18 protein-coding genes are annotated in these 16,499 nt (G+C 67.4%); 3 read left to right on the top strand and 15 right to left on the bottom strand.

Annotated elements, in window-relative coordinates; translation table 11 throughout:
• Positions 1-47 precede the first annotated feature (47 nt).
• Together I4484_RS00245 and I4484_RS00240 are read left to right on the top strand one after the other, a co-directional pair.
• Complete coding sequence (locus I4484_RS00245) at positions 48-1,076, top strand: aspartate carbamoyltransferase (RefSeq protein WP_197449080.1); 1,029 nt, start codon at positions 48-50, stop codon at positions 1,074-1,076.
• 122 nt (positions 1,077-1,198) lie between these two features.
• Positions 1,199-1,846, top strand: coding sequence for a hypothetical protein (locus I4484_RS00240; protein ID WP_197449079.1), 648 nt, complete (start codon positions 1,199-1,201; stop codon positions 1,844-1,846).
• Between the two features lie 19 nt (positions 1,847-1,865).
• Here the strand turns inward: I4484_RS00240 and ruvX are convergent, their stop codons facing one another.
• Genes ruvX through gshB form a run of 4 tightly spaced genes read right to left on the bottom strand, consistent with a single transcriptional unit; the run spans position 1,866 to position 4,865 of the window.
• Positions 1,866-2,321, bottom strand: a complete 456-nt coding sequence (gene ruvX / locus I4484_RS00235; RefSeq protein ID WP_197449078.1) for a Holliday junction resolvase RuvX — start codon at positions 2,319-2,321, stop codon at positions 1,866-1,868.
• Complete coding sequence (locus tag I4484_RS00230) at positions 2,321-2,893, bottom strand: YqgE/AlgH family protein (protein ID WP_197449077.1); 573 nt, start codon at positions 2,891-2,893, stop codon at positions 2,321-2,323. The genes ruvX and I4484_RS00230 overlap by 1 nt, the downstream gene beginning before the upstream one ends.
• A gap of 54 nt (positions 2,894-2,947) precedes the next feature.
• Entirely contained in the window at positions 2,948-3,853 is a 906-nt protein-coding gene (locus I4484_RS00225; RefSeq protein ID WP_197449076.1) for an energy transducer TonB, read from the bottom strand.
• 34 nt (positions 3,854-3,887) lie between these two features.
• Complete coding sequence (gshB, locus tag I4484_RS00220) at positions 3,888-4,865, bottom strand: glutathione synthase (protein ID WP_197449075.1); 978 nt, start codon at positions 4,863-4,865, stop codon at positions 3,888-3,890.
• Positions 4,866-5,049: 184 nt separating this feature from the next.
• Here gshB and I4484_RS00215 point away from each other — a divergent pair, with 184 nt between their 5' ends.
• Positions 5,050-5,595, top strand: coding sequence for a VOC family protein (locus tag I4484_RS00215; protein ID WP_197449074.1), 546 nt, complete (start codon positions 5,050-5,052; stop codon positions 5,593-5,595).
• 20 nt (positions 5,596-5,615) lie between these two features.
• Here I4484_RS00215 and I4484_RS00210 read toward each other — a convergent pair whose 3' ends face one another.
• The 11 genes from I4484_RS00210 to I4484_RS00160 all read right to left on the bottom strand — a co-directional run bounded on the left by I4484_RS00210 (position 5,616) and on the right by I4484_RS00160 (position 16,492).
• On the bottom strand, positions 5,616-6,362 hold the full coding sequence (locus I4484_RS00210) for a S1 RNA-binding domain-containing protein (protein WP_234283671.1): 747 nt from the start codon (positions 6,360-6,362) through the stop codon (positions 5,616-5,618).
• Positions 6,363-6,460: 98 nt separating this feature from the next.
• Entirely contained in the window at positions 6,461-8,038 is a 1,578-nt protein-coding gene (locus I4484_RS00205) for an aldehyde dehydrogenase (NADP(+)) (protein WP_197449073.1), read from the bottom strand.
• A gap of 45 nt (positions 8,039-8,083) precedes the next feature.
• Positions 8,084-8,839 carry a FadR/GntR family transcriptional regulator gene (locus I4484_RS00200; RefSeq protein ID WP_234283672.1) on the bottom strand — a complete coding sequence of 252 codons (756 nt, stop codon included), beginning with the start codon at positions 8,837-8,839 and terminating at the stop codon, positions 8,084-8,086.
• 45 nt (positions 8,840-8,884) lie between these two features.
• On the bottom strand, positions 8,885-9,682 hold the full coding sequence (locus I4484_RS00195) for an NAD(P)-dependent oxidoreductase (protein WP_197449071.1): 798 nt from the start codon (positions 9,680-9,682) through the stop codon (positions 8,885-8,887).
• A gap of 25 nt (positions 9,683-9,707) precedes the next feature.
• Positions 9,708-10,580 carry an amidohydrolase family protein gene (locus I4484_RS00190; protein ID WP_267956607.1) on the bottom strand — a complete coding sequence of 291 codons (873 nt, stop codon included), beginning with the start codon at positions 10,578-10,580 and terminating at the stop codon, positions 9,708-9,710.
• Positions 10,577-11,713 carry a mandelate racemase/muconate lactonizing enzyme family protein gene (locus I4484_RS00185; RefSeq protein ID WP_197449070.1) on the bottom strand — a complete coding sequence of 379 codons (1,137 nt, stop codon included), beginning with the start codon at positions 11,711-11,713 and terminating at the stop codon, positions 10,577-10,579. The genes I4484_RS00190 and I4484_RS00185 overlap by 4 nt, the downstream gene beginning before the upstream one ends.
• Before the next feature lie 34 nt (positions 11,714-11,747).
• Positions 11,748-13,028, bottom strand: a complete 1,281-nt coding sequence (locus tag I4484_RS00180; RefSeq protein ID WP_197449069.1) for a TRAP transporter large permease — start codon at positions 13,026-13,028, stop codon at positions 11,748-11,750.
• A 1-nt stretch (position 13,029) separates the two neighbouring features.
• Positions 13,030-13,569: a TRAP transporter small permease gene (locus tag I4484_RS00175; RefSeq protein WP_197449068.1), complete on the bottom strand. Its 540-nt coding sequence runs from the start codon at positions 13,567-13,569 to the stop codon at positions 13,030-13,032.
• Positions 13,570-13,627: 58 nt separating this feature from the next.
• Positions 13,628-14,620, bottom strand: a complete 993-nt coding sequence (locus tag I4484_RS00170; RefSeq protein ID WP_197449067.1) for a TRAP transporter substrate-binding protein — start codon at positions 14,618-14,620, stop codon at positions 13,628-13,630.
• Between the two features lie 50 nt (positions 14,621-14,670).
• A complete protein-coding gene (gene kdgD / locus I4484_RS00165) occupies positions 14,671-15,588 on the bottom strand; it encodes a 5-dehydro-4-deoxyglucarate dehydratase (protein ID WP_197449066.1) in 918 nt (305 codons plus the stop codon).
• Between the two features lie 148 nt (positions 15,589-15,736).
• Positions 15,737-16,492: a 16S rRNA (uracil(1498)-N(3))-methyltransferase gene (locus I4484_RS00160; protein WP_197449065.1), complete on the bottom strand. Its 756-nt coding sequence runs from the start codon at positions 16,490-16,492 to the stop codon at positions 15,737-15,739.
• Positions 16,493-16,499 lie beyond the last annotated feature (7 nt).

Below are 16,499 nucleotides of genomic sequence, written 5' to 3'. Positions count from 1 at the left end.
GGCGTTACACTACGGGCCATCCTTCGCTGCCATCTTCGAGGCCCTCGATGAGTCGCCACCTTCTCTCCGTCGATTCCCTGACCCGCGAAAGCGTCGACCACCTGATGCGCGTCGCCGCCCGCATGGAGCCCATCGCCCAGCGCCGCCAGGTCACCCGGGTGCTGGAGGGCGCCGTGCTCGGCAACCTGTTCTTCGAGGCCAGCACGCGGACCCGGGTCAGCTTCCACGCCGCCTTCTGTCGCCTGGGCGGCAGCGTGTGCGACACCACCGGCTTCACCTTCTCCTCCATGGCCAAGGGTGAGTCGCTCTACGACACCAGCCGGGTGATGAGCGGCTACTGCGACGCCATCGTCATGCGCCACCCCGACCAGGGCTCGGTGGCGGAGTTTGCCGCCGCCACCCACGTGCCGGTGATCAACGGCGGCGACGGCCCCGGTGAACACCCCAGCCAGGCGCTGCTCGACTTCTATACCATCGACAAGGAGTTCACCCGGCTGGGCAAGCCGCTCGCCGGCGCCCACGTACTGCTCACCGGCGACCTCAAGTACGGCCGCACGGTGCACTCGCTGATCAAGCTGCTGTCGCTCTACGATCCCATGCGCATCACGCTGGTGGCACCGCCGGGGCTGGAGATGCCCGATTACCTCATCGATCTGGTCGCCTCCCGCGGCCACCGCGTCGAGCAGCGCGGAAGCCTGGCCGACGACTATGCCGACGTGGACGTGGTCTACACCACCCGCATCCAGAAGGAGCGCTTCACCGCCGAGATGAGCGAGGGCTTCAGCCTGTCGCGCGACTTCACCGTCGACCGCGCCTTCATGGACCAGCGCTGCGGCCGCGACACCATCGTCATGCACCCGCTGCCCCGCGACAGCCGCCCGGACGCCAACGACCTCGACGTGGACCTCAACGGCGACCCGCGCCTGGCGATCTTCCGCCAGACCGACAACGGCATTCCGGTGCGCATGGCGATCTTCGCCACCCTGCTGCAGGTGGAGGCGCTGATCGAGAAGGACCTGCGCCCGGTGCGCTGGTTCGTGCCCGAACGGGTCGGCGTCGACGATCCCTCACTGTAACGGTGCAGCCAACGCCGGGCATCGCTATGCTGAGGACGAACGGAACCTGACGAACTCGAAGAACACTCTTGAAGAACAATGGCGTTGCCCGCCGAGGCAACCGGAGAAAGGAGAGGTGACGCATGAACCTGGAACGAGCGTACATATTGCTGGCGGTGTTCTACAGCGTGCTGGTGGCGATCGGCGTCATCGCCCTGCTGGTGGGCGGAGGCCCGCCGTGGGGCGTGGTCACGGTAGGGCTGGGCGCCCTGGTCGCCGCCGGCCTGTGGGGCCACACCATGGGCAAGCCGGTGATGAACCCGCGCATGTGGCGCCCGCTGGCGGGCATCCTCGCCGCCGCCTTCCTGGTGCAACTGTTCGCCGTGTTCGCGCTGCATCCCCCCGGGGCCGAGCTGACCTGGCTCTTGACCGGCGCCATCTTCTCCGTGATGCCGGCAATCCTGCTGTTCCAGTACGGCAAGCGGGACCAGGAGGTGTGGGCCACGCCCGAGGAGCGCGAAGGCGGCAAGATGCTCGACGAGCTGCTGGCCAGGCAGCGCGAGCTGGTGCTGGAGAAGCAGGAGGCCGACCGCCAGGCCACGGTCAAGCTGACCAAGGCAGGCAACGCCTATCGCGCCAGCGTCACCCGCGGCTACGGTGGCCAGGTGGAACGCTTCGAGGAGAGCTTCACCTGCCCCGCCACGCTGGCCTTCTTCGTGCTCAAGTACACCTGCATCTCGGTGAACGACATCGCCGCGCAGTACGACGAGGAGCGGGTGCTGACCACCTGAGCCCTGCCCCGGCCTGTCGTCAGCGCGGCGGCAGGCCTTCCCGGCGGGCGAACCAGCTCTCGAGGATCAGCACTGCCGCGATGCCGTCGACGCCCTCGTCGCGGTAGCTCTTGGCGGAGTTGCGCAGCCGCCCCGATTCGCGCGCGATGGCCTTGGCCTCGCGGGTGGAACCGCGCTCGTCGACCATCTCGCAGGGCTTGCCGTAGCGGCCGTAGAGGCGCTTGCCGAACTTGCGCGCACGCAGGCTCATCTGCGATTCGCTGCCGTCCATGTTGAGCGGCAACCCCACCACGAACAGGTCCGGCCGCCACTCTTCGACCAGTCGCGTGACCACGTTCCAGTCGGGGATGCCGTCGCGGGCCGGCAGCGGCTCGAGCTGGCGGGCGCTGGCGAGCAGCTCGTTGCCCACCGCCACGCCGATGCGGCGGCTGCCGAAGTCGAAGGCCAGGATCAGGCGCGCTCCCGCATCGGCCATTACGAGTGCCCGGCCTCCCGCGACATCAGGTTGAGGTCCACGCCGAGAATGCCGGCGGCGGCACCGAGGCGCTGCTCCGCCGGCACCTTGAACAGAATGTCGGGCTGCGCCTCGACGGTGAGCCAGGCGTTGTCCTTGAGCTCCTGTTCGAGCTGGCCCGCCTCCCAGCCGGCACAGCCGAGGCACACCAGAAACTCCTCGGGACCGTTCCCCGCGGCCAGCGCCAGCAGGATGTCCATGGAGGTGGTGAGAGCGATGTCGTCATCGACCTGGATACTGGAGTCCCAGGGCTCGCTGGAGCCGCGGTGCAGGATGAAGCCGCGGTCCTTGTGGGTTGGGCCGCCGTAGTAGACCGGCGCATTGCGATGCGGGCTCTCCTCGCCGTCGAGCTCGAGCTGCTCGAACAGCGCATCGAGGGTGATCTCCAGCGGCCGGTTGACGATCACGCCCATGGTGCCGTTCTCGTCGTGGTCGCAGAGATAGCTGAGGGTGCCGGTAAAGTTGGGATCTTCCAGGTGCGGCATCGCCAGCAGAAAATGATGTCTCAAGCCTAGGTTTTGCACGGATTGCATGGGACTCCCGGGCGGCGATGATGGGCCGAGGAAACGCGGTACGAATCGTTCCTGTTAGCGCACGCCAAAATGATTGCCTTGCCCGAACCGCCAGACGCGGGTGATGGAGAGGCTGTCCCGCTCACCCATGGTGCTGTCGAAGGGCCGGTAGGGCCCGGCACCGCGCACGGTATCCAGTGCCGCCTGATCGAGTTCGGTATGTCCTGAAGATTGTATCACCTCCGCCTGGCGAAGCTGACCATCGCGTCCGATCACCACGCGGATGCGCAGCTGGCCGTGCAGGTGGCTTGGCGCCGGATGCACCCGGTTGCCGTAGTCCTCGACGCGGCGGGTCCAGTCGTCGATGTAGCGCGCCTCGGCGGCGCGCCGGGCGGCGGATCGCGGCGGGTCGTCGGCCGGCCCCGCGAGGTTGGCGTCGAGCCCCTGCTGGCGAATGCTGCTGGTGGCCTGAGCGAGCAGGTCGCGCCCCGAAGCCGAAGGCGCCGCGGCGCTCGGCTCCGCGGATGATGCCTCCGGCGGGGGGGCGCTCTGCGGCTCCGTCCGTGGCGGGGCTTCGCTCTCCTCGGCGGCTTCGGCTGGCGCTTCGTCGGCGGGCTCGGCGTCGGGGCGCTCGGCCTCGCTTGACGTGGCCGGCTCCACCGTACGCTGCGGTGCCTCCGGCACCGGCAGTTCCTCCAGCGGTGCCGCTCGCTGCTCGGCGGGTGCCTCCTCGGCTTGCTCACCGGCCGCCGCCTGCTCCGCCTCGGCGATGGCATCGGCGTCCACCGGCGCCTCGGCCGGGCGGGTCACCAGTACCACATCCAGGCTGGTGCGCTCCAACGGCGCCGGGGCGAACTGCCGGCTCGCCACTATCCCGAACAGCAGCAGGTGCAGCAGCAGCGCGGCGGACAGCGCCAACCAGCGACGATAGGGTCGCGTGACCGGCGCGTAGTGGATGGAGTCGCTGATCGAGGCCGCCATGGATGGAGCCCAACCTCCCCTTGCCTTATCTGCGTTACGACCGCTGCGCCAGGCGCCGCTCGATGGCATCCATCAGCAGGCCGGCGATGTCGGTACCGCGCTGGTCGTCGATCTCGCGCACGCAGGTGGGGCTCGTCACGTTGATCTCGGTGATGTAGTCGCCGATCACGTCGAGCCCGACGAACATCAGCCCCTTCTCGCGGATCATCGGCTGCACCTGCCCGATCAGCCAGTGGTCGCGGGCGGTCAGCTCGCGGCTGACGCCGGTGCCGCCGGCGGCCAGGTTGCCGCGGGTCTCGCCGGCCATGGGCACCCGGGCCAGGCCGTAGGGTACCGGCTCGCCGTCCACCAGCAGGATACGGGTATCGCCGTCCTTGATCTCGGGAATGTAGCGCTGGGCCATGATCTGGCGCTGGCCGCGTTCGCTCAGCGTCTCGATGATGGCCCCTAGGTTCCGCCCTTCGGGGCGGACATGGAAGATCCCGCTGCCGCCCATGCCGTCCAGCGGCTTGAAGATCACGTCCTGGTGCTCGGCATGGAAGGCGCGCAATACCGCTTCGCTGCACGACACTACCGTCGGCGTGCAGCACTGCGGGAACTGCTGGGCGAACAGCTTCTCGTTGCACTCCAGCAAGGCCCGCGTGGGATTGACCACCAGCACGCCCTCGCGTTCCGCGAAGCCCAGCAGGTGCACGGCATTGAGGAAGTGCGCATCGACCGGCGGGTCCTTGCGCATCAGGATCACATCGAGCTCGGCCAGCGGGCGCGCCTCCGGCGCCCCCAGCGCGTACCAGTCGTCGGGGTTGCGGAAGGCGGCCAGGTCACGCATGCGCGCGTGGGCCCGGCCATCGCGCAGGTAGAGATCCTCCTGCTCCATGTAGTGCAGCGACCAGCCGCGCTCCTGGGCCGCCCACAGCATGGCCAGGGTGGTGTCCTTCTTGTAGGTGAGGTGGGCGATGGAGTCCATCACCACGCCCACCCGCAGGGATCGTTCGCTCGTCTGTCGGCTCATCGGCAGCGTTCCATCGTGATGCGGGAAGTGAGCGCAGTATGACCCAGGGCTCCGGGCAACACCAAGACGGCTTGACAGGGCACGCCGAGCCCCTCTATTTTAGTTTCAAATGAAACTAAAATAGAGGCTGAAAAAGCCCACGCAGGTCCCTGGCGCTCCCCAGCCCACCATTGCGAGACCCGTCATGATCGATATCCAGCAGATCCACCACGTCGCCTATCGCTGCCGCGATGCCAAGGAAACCGTCGAGTGGTACCAGGACAAGCTCAACATGGAGTTCCTGGTCGCCATCGCCGAGGACCGCGTGCCCTCCACCAAGGCGCCCGATCCCTACATGCACCTGTTCCTGGACGCCGGCAACGGCAACATCCTGGCCTTCTTCGAGCTGCCCAACTCGCCCGAGATGGGCCGCGACCCCAACACCCCGGAGTGGGTCCAGCATATCGCCTTCCGGGTGGCCGACGAAGCGGCCCTGCTGTCGGCGAAGGCGCAGCTCGAGAGCAAGGGCGTGGAGGTGATCGGCCCCACCGAGCACGGCATCATCCGCTCGATCTACTTCTTCGACCCCAACGGCCATCGCCTGGAGCTGACCTACGTGAAGGGCACGCCGGCGCAGATGCGCCAGCTCAAGGAGGTGGCGCCGGCGATGGTCGAGGAGTGGTCGAAGACCAAGCGCGCGCCCAAGCATGCCGCCTGGCTGCACGAGGAGGAGTTCCAAGCGCTCGACTGATCGCCCCGACCGGCGGCCGGCTAGCCCGGCTCGGTGGTAGCCCCCGGCACCAGGCGGATACCGTGGGCCTCGATGACGATCAGGCGTCGCTTGTAGAGCCGCCCGATGGCCTGCTTGAAGGCGTTCTTGCTCACCCCCAGGCGCGCCTTGATCGCCGCGGCATCGCTGCTGTCCGAGAGCGGCAAATACCCGCCGCTCTCGCGCAGCGCCTTGAGCACCTGCTCGCCCACCACGTCGAGACGTGCCGGCCCCGGCGGCAGCAGCGAGAGATCGAGCCGGCCGTCGTCGCGCACGCGCTTGACGTAGCCCTTGGCCCGCTGCCCCCGGCGCAGTGGCCGGGTGGCATCGTCGCGATAGAGCAGCCCCCAGAAGCGATGATTGACCACCGCCTTGTAGCCGAGGTCGGTGGCGTCGGCGACGATCAGTTCCACCTCGTCGCCCGGCGCCAGCCCCATCGCCTCGTCCAGCACGAAGCGATCGAGCTTCTGCGACGCCACCGGCCGCCCCTGCTGGTCCTCGTAGAGCCGCACCAGCACCCGCTTGCCCGGCGTGGGCCGGAAGCGCTGCTCGCCGAAGGGCAGCAGCACGTCGCGCGTATGGCCCCAGTCGAGAAAGGCACCGGTCTCGTTGACCGTGACCACCTCCAGGTAGGCCACTTCGCCCACCTGGGCCTTGGGCGTGCGCGAGGCGCGTTCGCGCTGACGTTCCGATGGGGGCCTTGGAGAATTGGGGCGACCCTGGCGACGGTCGTTGGGAGGAGAGGCCATGCATAGCTCCGCAGGTGGGTAGGGAGCCATTATGGCAAATGCGGGAAAAAAAGGCGGCCCGAAGGCCGCCAAGAGTTCCAATCGTTCCAGTGCCGGTGCTACGCCTCGCGCTTGCCATCCACCAGTCGTGAGACCTTCCACGGATTGCCGTCCTTGAGCGCCTCGGGCAGCAGGCCCTGCGGCAGCGCCTGGTAGCACACCGGGCGCAGGAAGCGGAAGATCGCCGCGCTGCCCACCGAGGTGGTGCGCGAGTCGGAGGTGGCCGGGTAGGGGCCACCGTGGACCATGGCGTGGCAGACCTCGACCCCGGTGGGCCAGCCGTTGGCCAGGATCCGCCCCGCCTTGCGCTCGAGAATCGGCAGCAGCGCCTTCGCCGCGTCCAGGTCGGCGTCGTCCATCTGCAGGGTGGCGGTGAGCTGGCCTTCGAGCTGCGAGGCGACCTGGCGCATCTCGTGCTGATCGGCACACTCGATCACCAGCGAGGTGGCGCCGAACACCTCCTCCTGCAGCTCGGTATCCGCGAGGAAGTCCCCGGCCGCGGTGACGTAAAGCCCCGCCTGGCACGGGTGGGCCGATTCGCCCGCCTGGCCGCGGGCCACTTCCCTGACCTTGTCGTTGCTCGAAAGCCGGCCCACGCCCTGCTCGTAGGCCGCGTGGATGCCCGGAGTGAGCATGGTCTGGGCGGCGCTGGCCTTCACCGCGTCAGCCGCGGCCTCGACGAAGGCGGAAAGCTCGGGGCCCTTCACCGCGATGACCAAGCCCGGGTTGGTGCAGAACTGCCCGGCGCCCATGTTGAGCGAGGCGACGAAGCCCTCGGCGATCTTCGCCCCACGGGCACGCAGCGCCTCGGGCAGCAGGAACACCGGGTTGATCGAACTCATCTCGGCGTAGACTGGGATCGGCTGGGGGCGGGCCTGGGCGGTCTTCATCAAGGCCGTGCCGCCGCCGCGGGAGCCGGTGAAGCCCACCGCCTGGATGCGCGGGTCACTGACCAAGGCCTGGCCGATCTCGCTGCCCGAACCGAACAGCAGCGAGAACACGCCTTCCGGCAGGTCGCGCTTCTCGACCGCGCGCTGCACGGCACGGCCGACCAGCTCGGAGGTGCCGGGGTGGGCGGAGTGACCCTTGACGATCACCGGGCAGCCGGCAGCCAACGCCGAGGCGGTATCGCCACCGGCCACGGAGAAGGCCAGCGGGAAGTTCGAGGCGCCAAACACGGCGACGGGGCCGAGCGGAATGTGGCGCTGGCGCAGGTCGGCGCGGGGTATCGGCTCGCGCTCGGGCAGCGCCGGGTCGAGGCGCAGGTCGAGCCACTCGCCGGCGCGCACCACGCTGGCGAACAGGCGCAGCTGGCCGCAGGTGCGGCCGCGCTCGCCCTCCAGGCGCGCCCGGGGCAGGCCGGTCTCGGCGATGGCGCGTTCGATCAGTTCGTCGCCGATGGCCTCGATCTCAGTGGCGACTGTCTCGAGAAAGGCGGCGCGCGCTTCGAGCGTCGTCTCTCGGTAGGTGGTGAAGGCCGCCTCGGCCAGCTCACAGGCGCGCTCGACCTCGGCCTGGGTGCCGCCGGCATAGGTAGGCGCGAGCTGCTCGCCGGTGGCGGGATTGACGGCGTGGATGGGCGTGGAACTGCCGCTTGCGGCCTCGCGGCCGATCAGCATCTTGCCTTGCGGGGTCATGATGGCTCCTGTCTTCCGGTATCGCATGGCCAGGAGAGCCGCCGTTCAGGCTTCCTGGTACTTGGCGTACATGGTCCGCGCGCGGTTGAGATGCTGGTACATCATCTCACGCGCTGCCTCGGGGTCACGGGCCAGGATCGCCTCGAGAATATAGGTATGTTCTTCCTCGACCCGGGCGAGGTACTTGTCGGTGGCCGCGGTGTTGATCTCGATGCTCATCAGCTTGGCGCGGGGAATCACACCCTGGCTGAGCTGCTCGTAGAAGATCTTGAAGAAAGGGTTCTTGGTGGCGGCGGCGATCGCATAGTGGAACTCGTAGTCCTCTTCGCGCGCCTGGGACTTCGCCGCACGCGCCTCGATGAAGGCCGCATGCTTCTCCACGAGGGTGTGTTCGTCCTCCTCGTCGTGCCGCTCGGCGGCCAGCGCCGCCGCCGCCGGTTCCAGGTTGAGCCGCAGCTCGAGCACGTGCAGGATGTCCTCCACGGTGGTCGGGCTGATGCGTTTCGCCGGCATCGCCTCGACGCTGGTCGAGCGCAGCACGGTGGTGCCGACGCCGCGGCGGGTCTCCACCAGCCCCAGCGACTTGAGATGGGTGATGGCCTCGCGGATCACCGTGCGGCTGACGCCGAAGACGTCGCACAGTCCGTTCTCGGTCGGCAGCTTCTCGCCCACGCCGATCCCGCCGTTGACGATCAGCGCCTCGAGCTGGTCGGCGACATGCAGGGAGAGGCTGCCTTCGCGTGAAAGCTTCTGGACTTTCAGTTGCTTGAAGTCGGCCGTGATATCGGATTTACCTGCCATATCGCCATCCATCGGTCATGGTTCGTGGTAAGGGTAGACGGCCCCTCAATCGTCGGGGTGCCCGGAGCTGGCAAAGGATCCGCCCTGGTAGACGACCGCCGGATCCGTGGGATCGAGATTCGCGTCGAGCGCTTCCATCTCCTCGCGCCAGGCCGCCGAGCTGTCCTTCGGCACCCAGCCGAGAAAGGCCGCCTTGCTGTTGTCCCACCAGCGTTCGGCATTGTTCGAGAAGCCGTAGACCACCGTGCAGCCCAGGCGCGGGGTGACGATGGCCCGCTGCACCAGGCTGATGAAATCCTCGGCGCTGAGCCAGATCGCCAGCTTGCGCGTGTCGGTCGGCTTGGGGTGGCACCAGCCGATGCGCACGCTGAGCGTCTCGACGCCGAACTTGTCATGATACAGGCTGGCCAGGTCTTCGCCGAAACACTTGGTCACGCCGTAGAGCGAGTCGGGCCGGTGCGGCACCTCGGTGTCGATGCGCCGCGACCGCTCGTAGTAGCCGGTGGTGTGGTTGGAGCTGGCGAAGATCACCCGCGGCTTGCCGTGTCGGCGCACCGCCTCGTAGAGGTTGTAGGTACCGACGATGTTGGCCTGCAGCAGGCTCGCCCAAGGCTTCTCCACCGAGACGCCGCCCAGGTGGATGATGGCGTCGCAGCCCTGCACCAGCTCACCCACCGCCCCGGCGTCGGCGAGGTCGCACGGCACGAGTTCCTCGTGGCTGGCCGCCTCGCCCAGCTCGGCGATGTCCGACAGCCGCACCGTACGCGCCAGCTGCGCCAGGTGCGGCCGGATGATGCGGCCCATGCCGCCGGCGGCGCCCGTTACCAACAGTCGATCGATCATGCACTTTCCTCCTTCGGACAAGGGTTCAGAAGCCGTACAGGGCGGCAGGGTTGTCGACCAGAATCCGGCGGCGTGCCTCGGGCCCGGCCCAGCCGAGCAGCACGTCGAGCTGCTCGGCATCATCGGGATAGCGCTCGCGCGGCACGCCGACATGGGGCCAGTTCGAGCCCCAGATCACCCGCTCGGGGGCATGGGCAACGACACGCCAGGCGATGGCGCCGACGTCCTCGTAGCGCGGCCCCCCGATTGTGCTGGTCTCGTAGCCGCCACACAGCTTGAACCAGGCGTTGCCGCGATCGAGCAGCCGCAGGATGGCGTCGACGCGGCGATCGTTCGCCGGCACCGGCGGCATGAACTTGCCGATATGGTCGATGATGTAGTCGCCCTCGAGGCGCTGCAGGCCGTCGAGGTAATCGTCCAGGTGCTGGCCGTTGAACTGCACCATCAGGTGCCAGCCCAGCGGACGGACCAGGCGCTCGACCGCGGGCATGTCGGCATGGGTCACGGCGCCGCCGGGCAGGTTCATGATGCGCGCGCCGCGCACGCCTTTGGCATGCCAGTCGCGCAGCGTCGTCTCGGCGGTGCCGGGGGCCACCGCCGCCACACCGCGCGCCGTTTCAGTGCCCAATTGGCCGAGGGCTTCGAGCAGCGCACCGTTGTCGAGCTGATAGGCGTTGGATTGGGTGACCACCACCCGCTCCAGCCCCAGACGCGCCTGCACCCGGCGGTAATCCTCGACCGTGGCCAGCTCGACGATGCCGGGCCCGCCGGGCTGGGCCGCGAAGCCCGGCAGGTAGAGGTGCATGTGGCAGTCGGTGGCACCCGGCGGTGCGGCCAGCCGCGGCGGCGGACCGTCCAGCGGCCGGGTATTGGCAGGTATCGCGGTCACGTTCGTCATGCCTCCTCGAGGGCGAAGCGGGCGAGGGCCTCGCGGTCGATCTCGATGCCGAGCCCGGGCCCGTCCGGTATCGCCACCACGCCCCGGTGGTGTTCGATGGGCGTCGTCACCACCGCCTGGCGGAAGGGGTTCTCGGTGCGATCGAACTCGAGAATCGGCTCGATCGGGTCGCGCCGCGGCGGGTTGGGCAGCAGGGCGGCCATGAACTGCAGGCTGGCGGCCAGGCATACCGCGGTGCCCCATACGTGCGGCACCAGGCGCACGCCGTGCAGCGCCGCCATGTCCGCCACCCGGCGAATCTCGGTGAAGCCACCGACGCCGCAGATGTCGGGCTGGACGATGTCCACGGCGCGGGTCGCCAGCGGCTCGTGCATGGCATAACGGCCGTGCCAGGTCTCGCCGCCGGCCACCGGGATCGGCTGATCGGCACGCACCGCCCGGTAGGCCGAGACATGCTCGGGCAGCACCGGCTCCTCGAACCAGTCGATGCCGAACTTCGCCGCCCGCCGGCCCACTTCGACGGCTTCCAGAGTGTCGTAGCCGTGATTGGCGTCGATCATCAGGCGCATGTCGGGCCCGATCGATTCGCGCACCGCCTCGATGACGCGCAGGTCCTCCTCGACGTCGAAACCGATCTTGATCTTCACCGCGTGGAAGCCTTCGCGGCGGTAGCCCGCCACCTCGCGGGCGATGTCCTCGACCCGGTCGACGCCTTCCCGGCGGAACGAGCCGGTGGCGTAGGCCCGCACGCTGTCGCGGAAGCGGCCGCCGAGCAGGGTCGAGATCGGCACGCCGAAGTGCTTGCCCTTGATGTCCCACAGGGCGATGTCGATGCCGCTCAGGGCGGTCACGGTCAGGCCGCGCTGGCCCTGGTCGCGCAGTCGATTGTAGAGCTCGAGCCAGAGCTTCTCGGTCTGCAGCGGGTCCTGACCGATCAGCGCGGCACTGTAGGCCTTGACCACCGCCGCGTTGGGCTGGGCCGGCCCCAGGCACTCGCCCCAGCCGGTGGTGCCGTCGTCGCAGACGATCTCGACCAGGCAGTGCTGGCGCCGGGCGAAGTGCATCGAAGCGCTCTCGAAGGCGGTGTCGAGCACGTGGTCGAGGATATGGGTGTGTACGGCTGCAATTTTCATCATCGAGTCCGTTACGGTTCGGTCGAAGGGAGGCTCAGCGGAACAGCACCGGCAGCGACAGCGAGACGGCCGGCACGTAGGTCACCAGCATCAGGGCGACGAACAGCGCCAGGTAGAAGGGCCAGATGGTGCGCACGGCCTCTTCGATCTTGATCTTGCCGATCACGCAGCCGACGAACAGGCAGGCCCCCACCGGCGGCGTGCACAGCCCCAGCCCCAGGTTCATCATCATGATGATGCCGAACTGGATCGGATCCATGCCGAACTGCATCGCCACCGGCAGGAAGATTGGCGTACAGATCAGGATCAGCGCCGCCATGTCCATGATCATGCCGAGCCCCAGCAACAGCAGGTTGAGCAGCAGGAAGATGACGATGGGCTTGTCGGACAGCGCCATCAGCACGTCGGTCAGCAGCAGCGGCACGTTGTAGAGCGCCAGCAGGTAGGAGAACGCCGAGGCGCAGCCGACCAGGATCATCACCAGCGCGGTGGTCTTCACCGACTGCAGCACCGCCGCCTTGAACGAGGCCCAGCGCAGCTCGCGGTAGACCAGCGCGGTGACGACGATGGCATAGATGGCGCCGAAGGCCCCGGATTCGGTCACGGTGAGAATGCCCGACAGCACCCCGCCGACGATGATCACCGCCGTGAGCAGCCCCGGCAGGGCCGCGGCCAGGCTGATGATCAGCACGTCCCAGCCGGGAAAGGTCTCGCCCCGGTAGCCGCGTTTCACCGCCACCAGGTAGGCCGCCACGGCCAGCGTCAGACACATCAGGATGCCCGGCACGATACCGGCGATGAACAGCTGGGTGACCGAAATGCCACCGCCGGCCGCCACGGCATAGAGAATCATGTTGTGGCTCGGGGGGATCACCACGCCGGCGACCGAGGAGGTCACCGTGACGTTGACGGCATAGTCGGCATCGTAGCCCTTCTCCTTCATTACCGGCACCAGGATCGAACCGAGCGCCGAGGTATCGGCCACGGCCGAGCCAGAAATGCCGCCGAACAGCATCGAGGAGCTGACGTTGACGATGCCCAGTCCGCCGCGCATCCTGCCTACCGCAGCGGACGCCAGGCGCACCAGGCGGGCGGAGATCCCGCCGTGCAGCATCAGCTCGCCGGCAAAGATGAAGAATGGAATGGCCAGCAGCGAGAAGACCGAGATCCCCGACAGGATGCGCTGGAACGCCACGAACAGCGGTAGCCCCTCGTAGAGGAAGGTGGCCACGGCGGCCAGCCCCACGGCGAATGCCACGGGGGCGCCTGCCACCAGGCCGAGAAAGAAGACACCGAACAGAATGGCCAGGCCCATGTCAGTTACCCTCGTTGGATTCGTAAGCGGTAATGCGCGACACGATGTTGGCCACGGAGAACAGCACGATCAGCACGCCGCAGATCACCAGGGGCGCGGCGCGCCAGCTCTCGGCGAGGCGGATCATCGGAATCGCCCGCTCGAGGTTGGCCATCACCAGGCCCCAGCCCTGGTAGGCCATGAAGGCGCCGAAGGCGATGACGAAGAGATCGGCGACGTAGCGAAAGAGCGTCCTGAAGGGCTCGGGCATGCCTTCGCGCACGAAGTCGATGCTCAAGTGGGAATTTCCCCTGACCCCGGCCGCGGCCCCCAGGCAGGTGATGTAGACCACCAGCAGCAGGGCAGCCTGCTCGACCCAGGTCGGCGTGTTGTTGAGCACGTAGCGGCCGAACACCAGCCAGCCGAAGATGGCGATGAGAAAGACGAGCATGACGCCCGCCGCCGCCAGGCAGAGGCTGGCCAGGCCATCCAGTACCTTGCCGGCAATGTGCTTCAGGCGGGGGAACGTCACGGCAGCCTCGACATCGACATGGGTTCTCATGGGCGTATGCCTCCTTCCCCCTTGGCGCCAGGGCGCCAAGGGGGCATCGCAGCGAAGCTCAGTTCGAGTTCCGGATGGCGTCGACCAGGCTCTCGAGGTCGGGATTTTCCTCGATGAAACCCGCGTAGACCGGCTCCATCCGCTGCTGGAAGGCGGCCTTGTCCTCCACCTCGTTGATCTGAACGCCGGCGTTCAGCACGACCTGGCGGCTCGCCTCGGAGCCCTCGACCCACAGCTCGCGCTGCATCTGCGAAGCCTTGATCGCCTCCTCGCGCACGATCTCCTGGTCCTCGGCGGAGAGCGCCTCCCAGCTCGCCTTGGCGATGCACAGGCACTCGGGAATGATCAGGTGTTCCGTGAGGGAGTAGTACTCGGCGGCCTCGTAGTGGTTGCTGGATTGGAAGGAGGGGTAGTTGTTCTCCGCCCCGTCGAGCACGCCGGTCTTCAACGACTGGTATACCTCACCATAGGCCATCGGCGTCGCGTTGCCGCCCAGCGCCTCGATCATGTCGACGTAGAGGTCGTTGTTCATGACCCGGATCTTGAGCCCCTGCATGTCTTCGGGCATATGGACCGGGCGCTTGGTGTTGTAGAGGCTGCGCTCGCCGGAGTCGAACCAGGAGAGGGCCACCAGATTCTTCTCGGCGAGGGCGTCGGCAAACTGCTGGCCGATCTCGCCATCCATGACTTCGTGCATGTGCTCGACGCTGCGGAAGATGAAGGGCAACGAGAGGACGTTGGTCTCCGGCACGATGGGTCCCATCGGTCCCATGTTGAAGTTGGCGAAATTCAGCACCCCGCTGCGGGTCTGCTCGATGGCATCGGGCTGGTCGCCAAGCACGCCGTTGTTGTAGACCTGCGCGGTGATGCGCCCCTCGGTGCGCTCGGTCACGTTCTCGGCAAAGGCTTCCAGCGCCACGGTGTTGGGGTAGCCCGGCGGGTGGATGTTCCAGCCGCGCCAGGTATCGGCCTGCACCGGCAGCGCCATGGCCGCCAGGGCGGCGGAAACGGCAATGGCACAGAACGTCTTGTTTGTTGAGATTGTTTTCATGACGTGCTCCTCGCTTGTTGCTCTAGGGTACGAGCTTGTGTGGATTGGCGTTACAACTGCTGAGCGATGCCGACGAGTCTTTCCAGCCGATGACGCTCCTCCGAAGTGGGCATGACCAAAGGTGCCCTGACACTACCGGCCGGACGGCCGATGATCTCGGCCCCGGCCTTGATCAGGCTGACGGCATAGCCTGGCTTTCGGTCCCTGAGATCCACGAAGGGAATGAAGAAGTCGTGGGTGATGCGCTTCACGACCTCGGCATTGCCCGCGCGGAGTTCCTGGTAGAACTTCACCGCCATGTCCGGCACGAAATTGAATACGGCGGATGAATAGGTATTCACACCGATGGCAAGGTACGCCTCGGCGAAGATCTCGGCGGTGGGCACACCTCCCACGTAAACCAGCCGATCGCCAATGGTCTTGATGATCCTGTTCAGTGCCTGGATGTCGCCCTTGCCATCCTTCAGCCCGATCAGGTTGGGGCAGGCATCGGCCAGCTCGCGCACCGCCTCGGCGCCGAGCACGCCGTTGCCGCGGTTGTAGTAAATGATGCTGAGATCGGTCCAGTCACATATCGCTCGGGCATACTCCACCAAGCCGTCTTGGGGGCATTCGGTCAGGTAGGGCGGCATCAGCAGGATGCCGTCGGCGCCCGCCTCTTCGGCCGCCTTGGCGAAGGCCTTGCCGCTGGCAACGCTCAGGCCCGAGCTGGCGATGACCGGCAGTCTGCCGGCGACGGTTTCGACGGCCACACGAACCACATCGCGGTACTCGTCGAGCGTGAGATTGAAGAACTCCCCCGTGCCGCCGGCGACGAATACGGCCGAGATGTCATGGCTGATGAACCACTCCAGACGACGACGGTAACTGTCCGCATCGAACCGCCCCTCCTTATCGAAATCGGTAATGGGGAAAGACAGCAATCCATCGCCCAAGGCTTCCATCACGGCTGCTCTGGAAAACTTCACGGAGACATCCTCTTGTTCATGCATCGGCCCGTTGGAAGGCAACTTCGGTCCGGTCTGGAGTCCTATCGCCTTCAGTTGTCATACATCATACAACCTAAACAGGAACGCAGAAGCGCACAAGTCGGTCATCGCCAACAGCGACTAAAGTTCAATCCATTTCGTAAGGAAGGGAGCCGTCCAGGTCCCCGAAGCGGTACTGCAGCAGGGAGAGTGCCACCACCGGTGCGGTCTCGGTGCGCAGAATGCGCGGCCCGAGGGAGAGCGGGGAGAAGCCGGCGGCCATGGCGGCCGCGACGTCGGCGGAGGAGAGCCCGCCCTCGGGGCCGATCAGCAGGGCCACAGTAGCGGGAGGGTCGCTGCGCTCGAGGGCGCCTGCCGTGCCGGGGTGCAGCACCAGGCGAAGGGACTCGCTGCGCTGGCCCAACCACTCGGTTAGTAGCAGGGGGGCATGAACGGTGGGCACCACGGCACGACCGCACTGCTCGCAGGCGCTGGCGGCCACTGCCTGCCAGTGGGCCAGCTTCTTCGCCTCGCGCTCGCCCTTGAGTCGCACGTCGCCGTGCTCGGTGTAGAGCGGCGTGATGGCGGCAACACCCAGCTCGACGGCCTTCTGGATGGCGTAGTCCATGCGGTCGCCCTTGGAGATCGCCTGGCCCAGGTGCACCGCCAGCGGCGACTCGCCGCGCCCCGCCTCGACGGCCTCGATGCGTGCCACCACCCGCTTGCGTCCGGCCTCGACGAGCACCGCCCGGGCCTCCAGGCCGGCACCGTCGAAGAGCCGCAGCGGTGCGCCTTCGCCCAGGCGCAGCACCCGGGCCACGTGGCGCGCGGGACCTTCGGGCAGAACGACGTCGCCGCCGACGGGGAAGTCGGCGGCGACGTGAATGCGCGGTGCTGATGACATGCAGCGC

This window comes from Halomonas sp. SS10-MC5, assembly GCF_015992245.1.
Classification (GTDB): Bacteria; Pseudomonadota; Gammaproteobacteria; order Pseudomonadales; family Halomonadaceae; genus Halomonas; species Halomonas sulfidoxydans.
This window is presented reverse-complemented; position numbering and strand designations above follow the sequence as displayed.

Coding starts and splice junctions, on each gene's coding strand:
- I4484_RS00205 (WP_197449073.1), bottom strand. CDS start 8,038: ATGACCCCGCAAGGCAAGATGCTGATCGGCCGCGAGGCCGCAAGCGGC.
- I4484_RS00230 (WP_197449077.1), bottom strand. CDS start 2,893: ATGCAATCCGTGCAAAACCTAGGCTTGAGACATCATTTTCTGCTGGCG.
- I4484_RS00195 (WP_197449071.1), bottom strand. CDS start 9,682: ATGATCGATCGACTGTTGGTAACGGGCGCCGCCGGCGGCATGGGCCGC.
- I4484_RS00215 (WP_197449074.1), top strand. CDS start 5,050: ATGATCGATATCCAGCAGATCCACCACGTCGCCTATCGCTGCCGCGAT.
- I4484_RS00185 (WP_197449070.1), bottom strand. CDS start 11,713: ATGAAAATTGCAGCCGTACACACCCATATCCTCGACCACGTGCTCGAC.
- I4484_RS00170 (WP_197449067.1), bottom strand. CDS start 14,620: ATGAAAACAATCTCAACAAACAAGACGTTCTGTGCCATTGCCGTTTCC.
- I4484_RS00190 (WP_267956607.1), bottom strand. CDS start 10,580: ATGACGAACGTGACCGCGATACCTGCCAATACCCGGCCGCTGGACGGT.
- I4484_RS00225 (WP_197449076.1), bottom strand. CDS start 3,853: ATGGCGGCCTCGATCAGCGACTCCATCCACTACGCGCCGGTCACGCGA.
- ruvX (WP_197449078.1), bottom strand. CDS start 2,321: ATGGCCGATGCGGGAGCGCGCCTGATCCTGGCCTTCGACTTCGGCAGC.
- I4484_RS00245 (WP_197449080.1), top strand. CDS start 48: ATGAGTCGCCACCTTCTCTCCGTCGATTCCCTGACCCGCGAAAGCGTC.
- I4484_RS00175 (WP_197449068.1), bottom strand. CDS start 13,569: ATGAGAACCCATGTCGATGTCGAGGCTGCCGTGACGTTCCCCCGCCTG.
- I4484_RS00240 (WP_197449079.1), top strand. CDS start 1,199: ATGAACCTGGAACGAGCGTACATATTGCTGGCGGTGTTCTACAGCGTG.
- I4484_RS00200 (WP_234283672.1), bottom strand. CDS start 8,839: ATGGCAGGTAAATCCGATATCACGGCCGACTTCAAGCAACTGAAAGTC.
- I4484_RS00180 (WP_197449069.1), bottom strand. CDS start 13,028: ATGGGCCTGGCCATTCTGTTCGGTGTCTTCTTTCTCGGCCTGGTGGCA.
- I4484_RS00160 (WP_197449065.1), bottom strand. CDS start 16,492: ATGTCATCAGCACCGCGCATTCACGTCGCCGCCGACTTCCCCGTCGGC.
- gshB (WP_197449075.1), bottom strand. CDS start 4,865: ATGAGCCGACAGACGAGCGAACGATCCCTGCGGGTGGGCGTGGTGATG.
- I4484_RS00210 (WP_234283671.1), bottom strand. CDS start 6,362: ATGGCCTCTCCTCCCAACGACCGTCGCCAGGGTCGCCCCAATTCTCCA.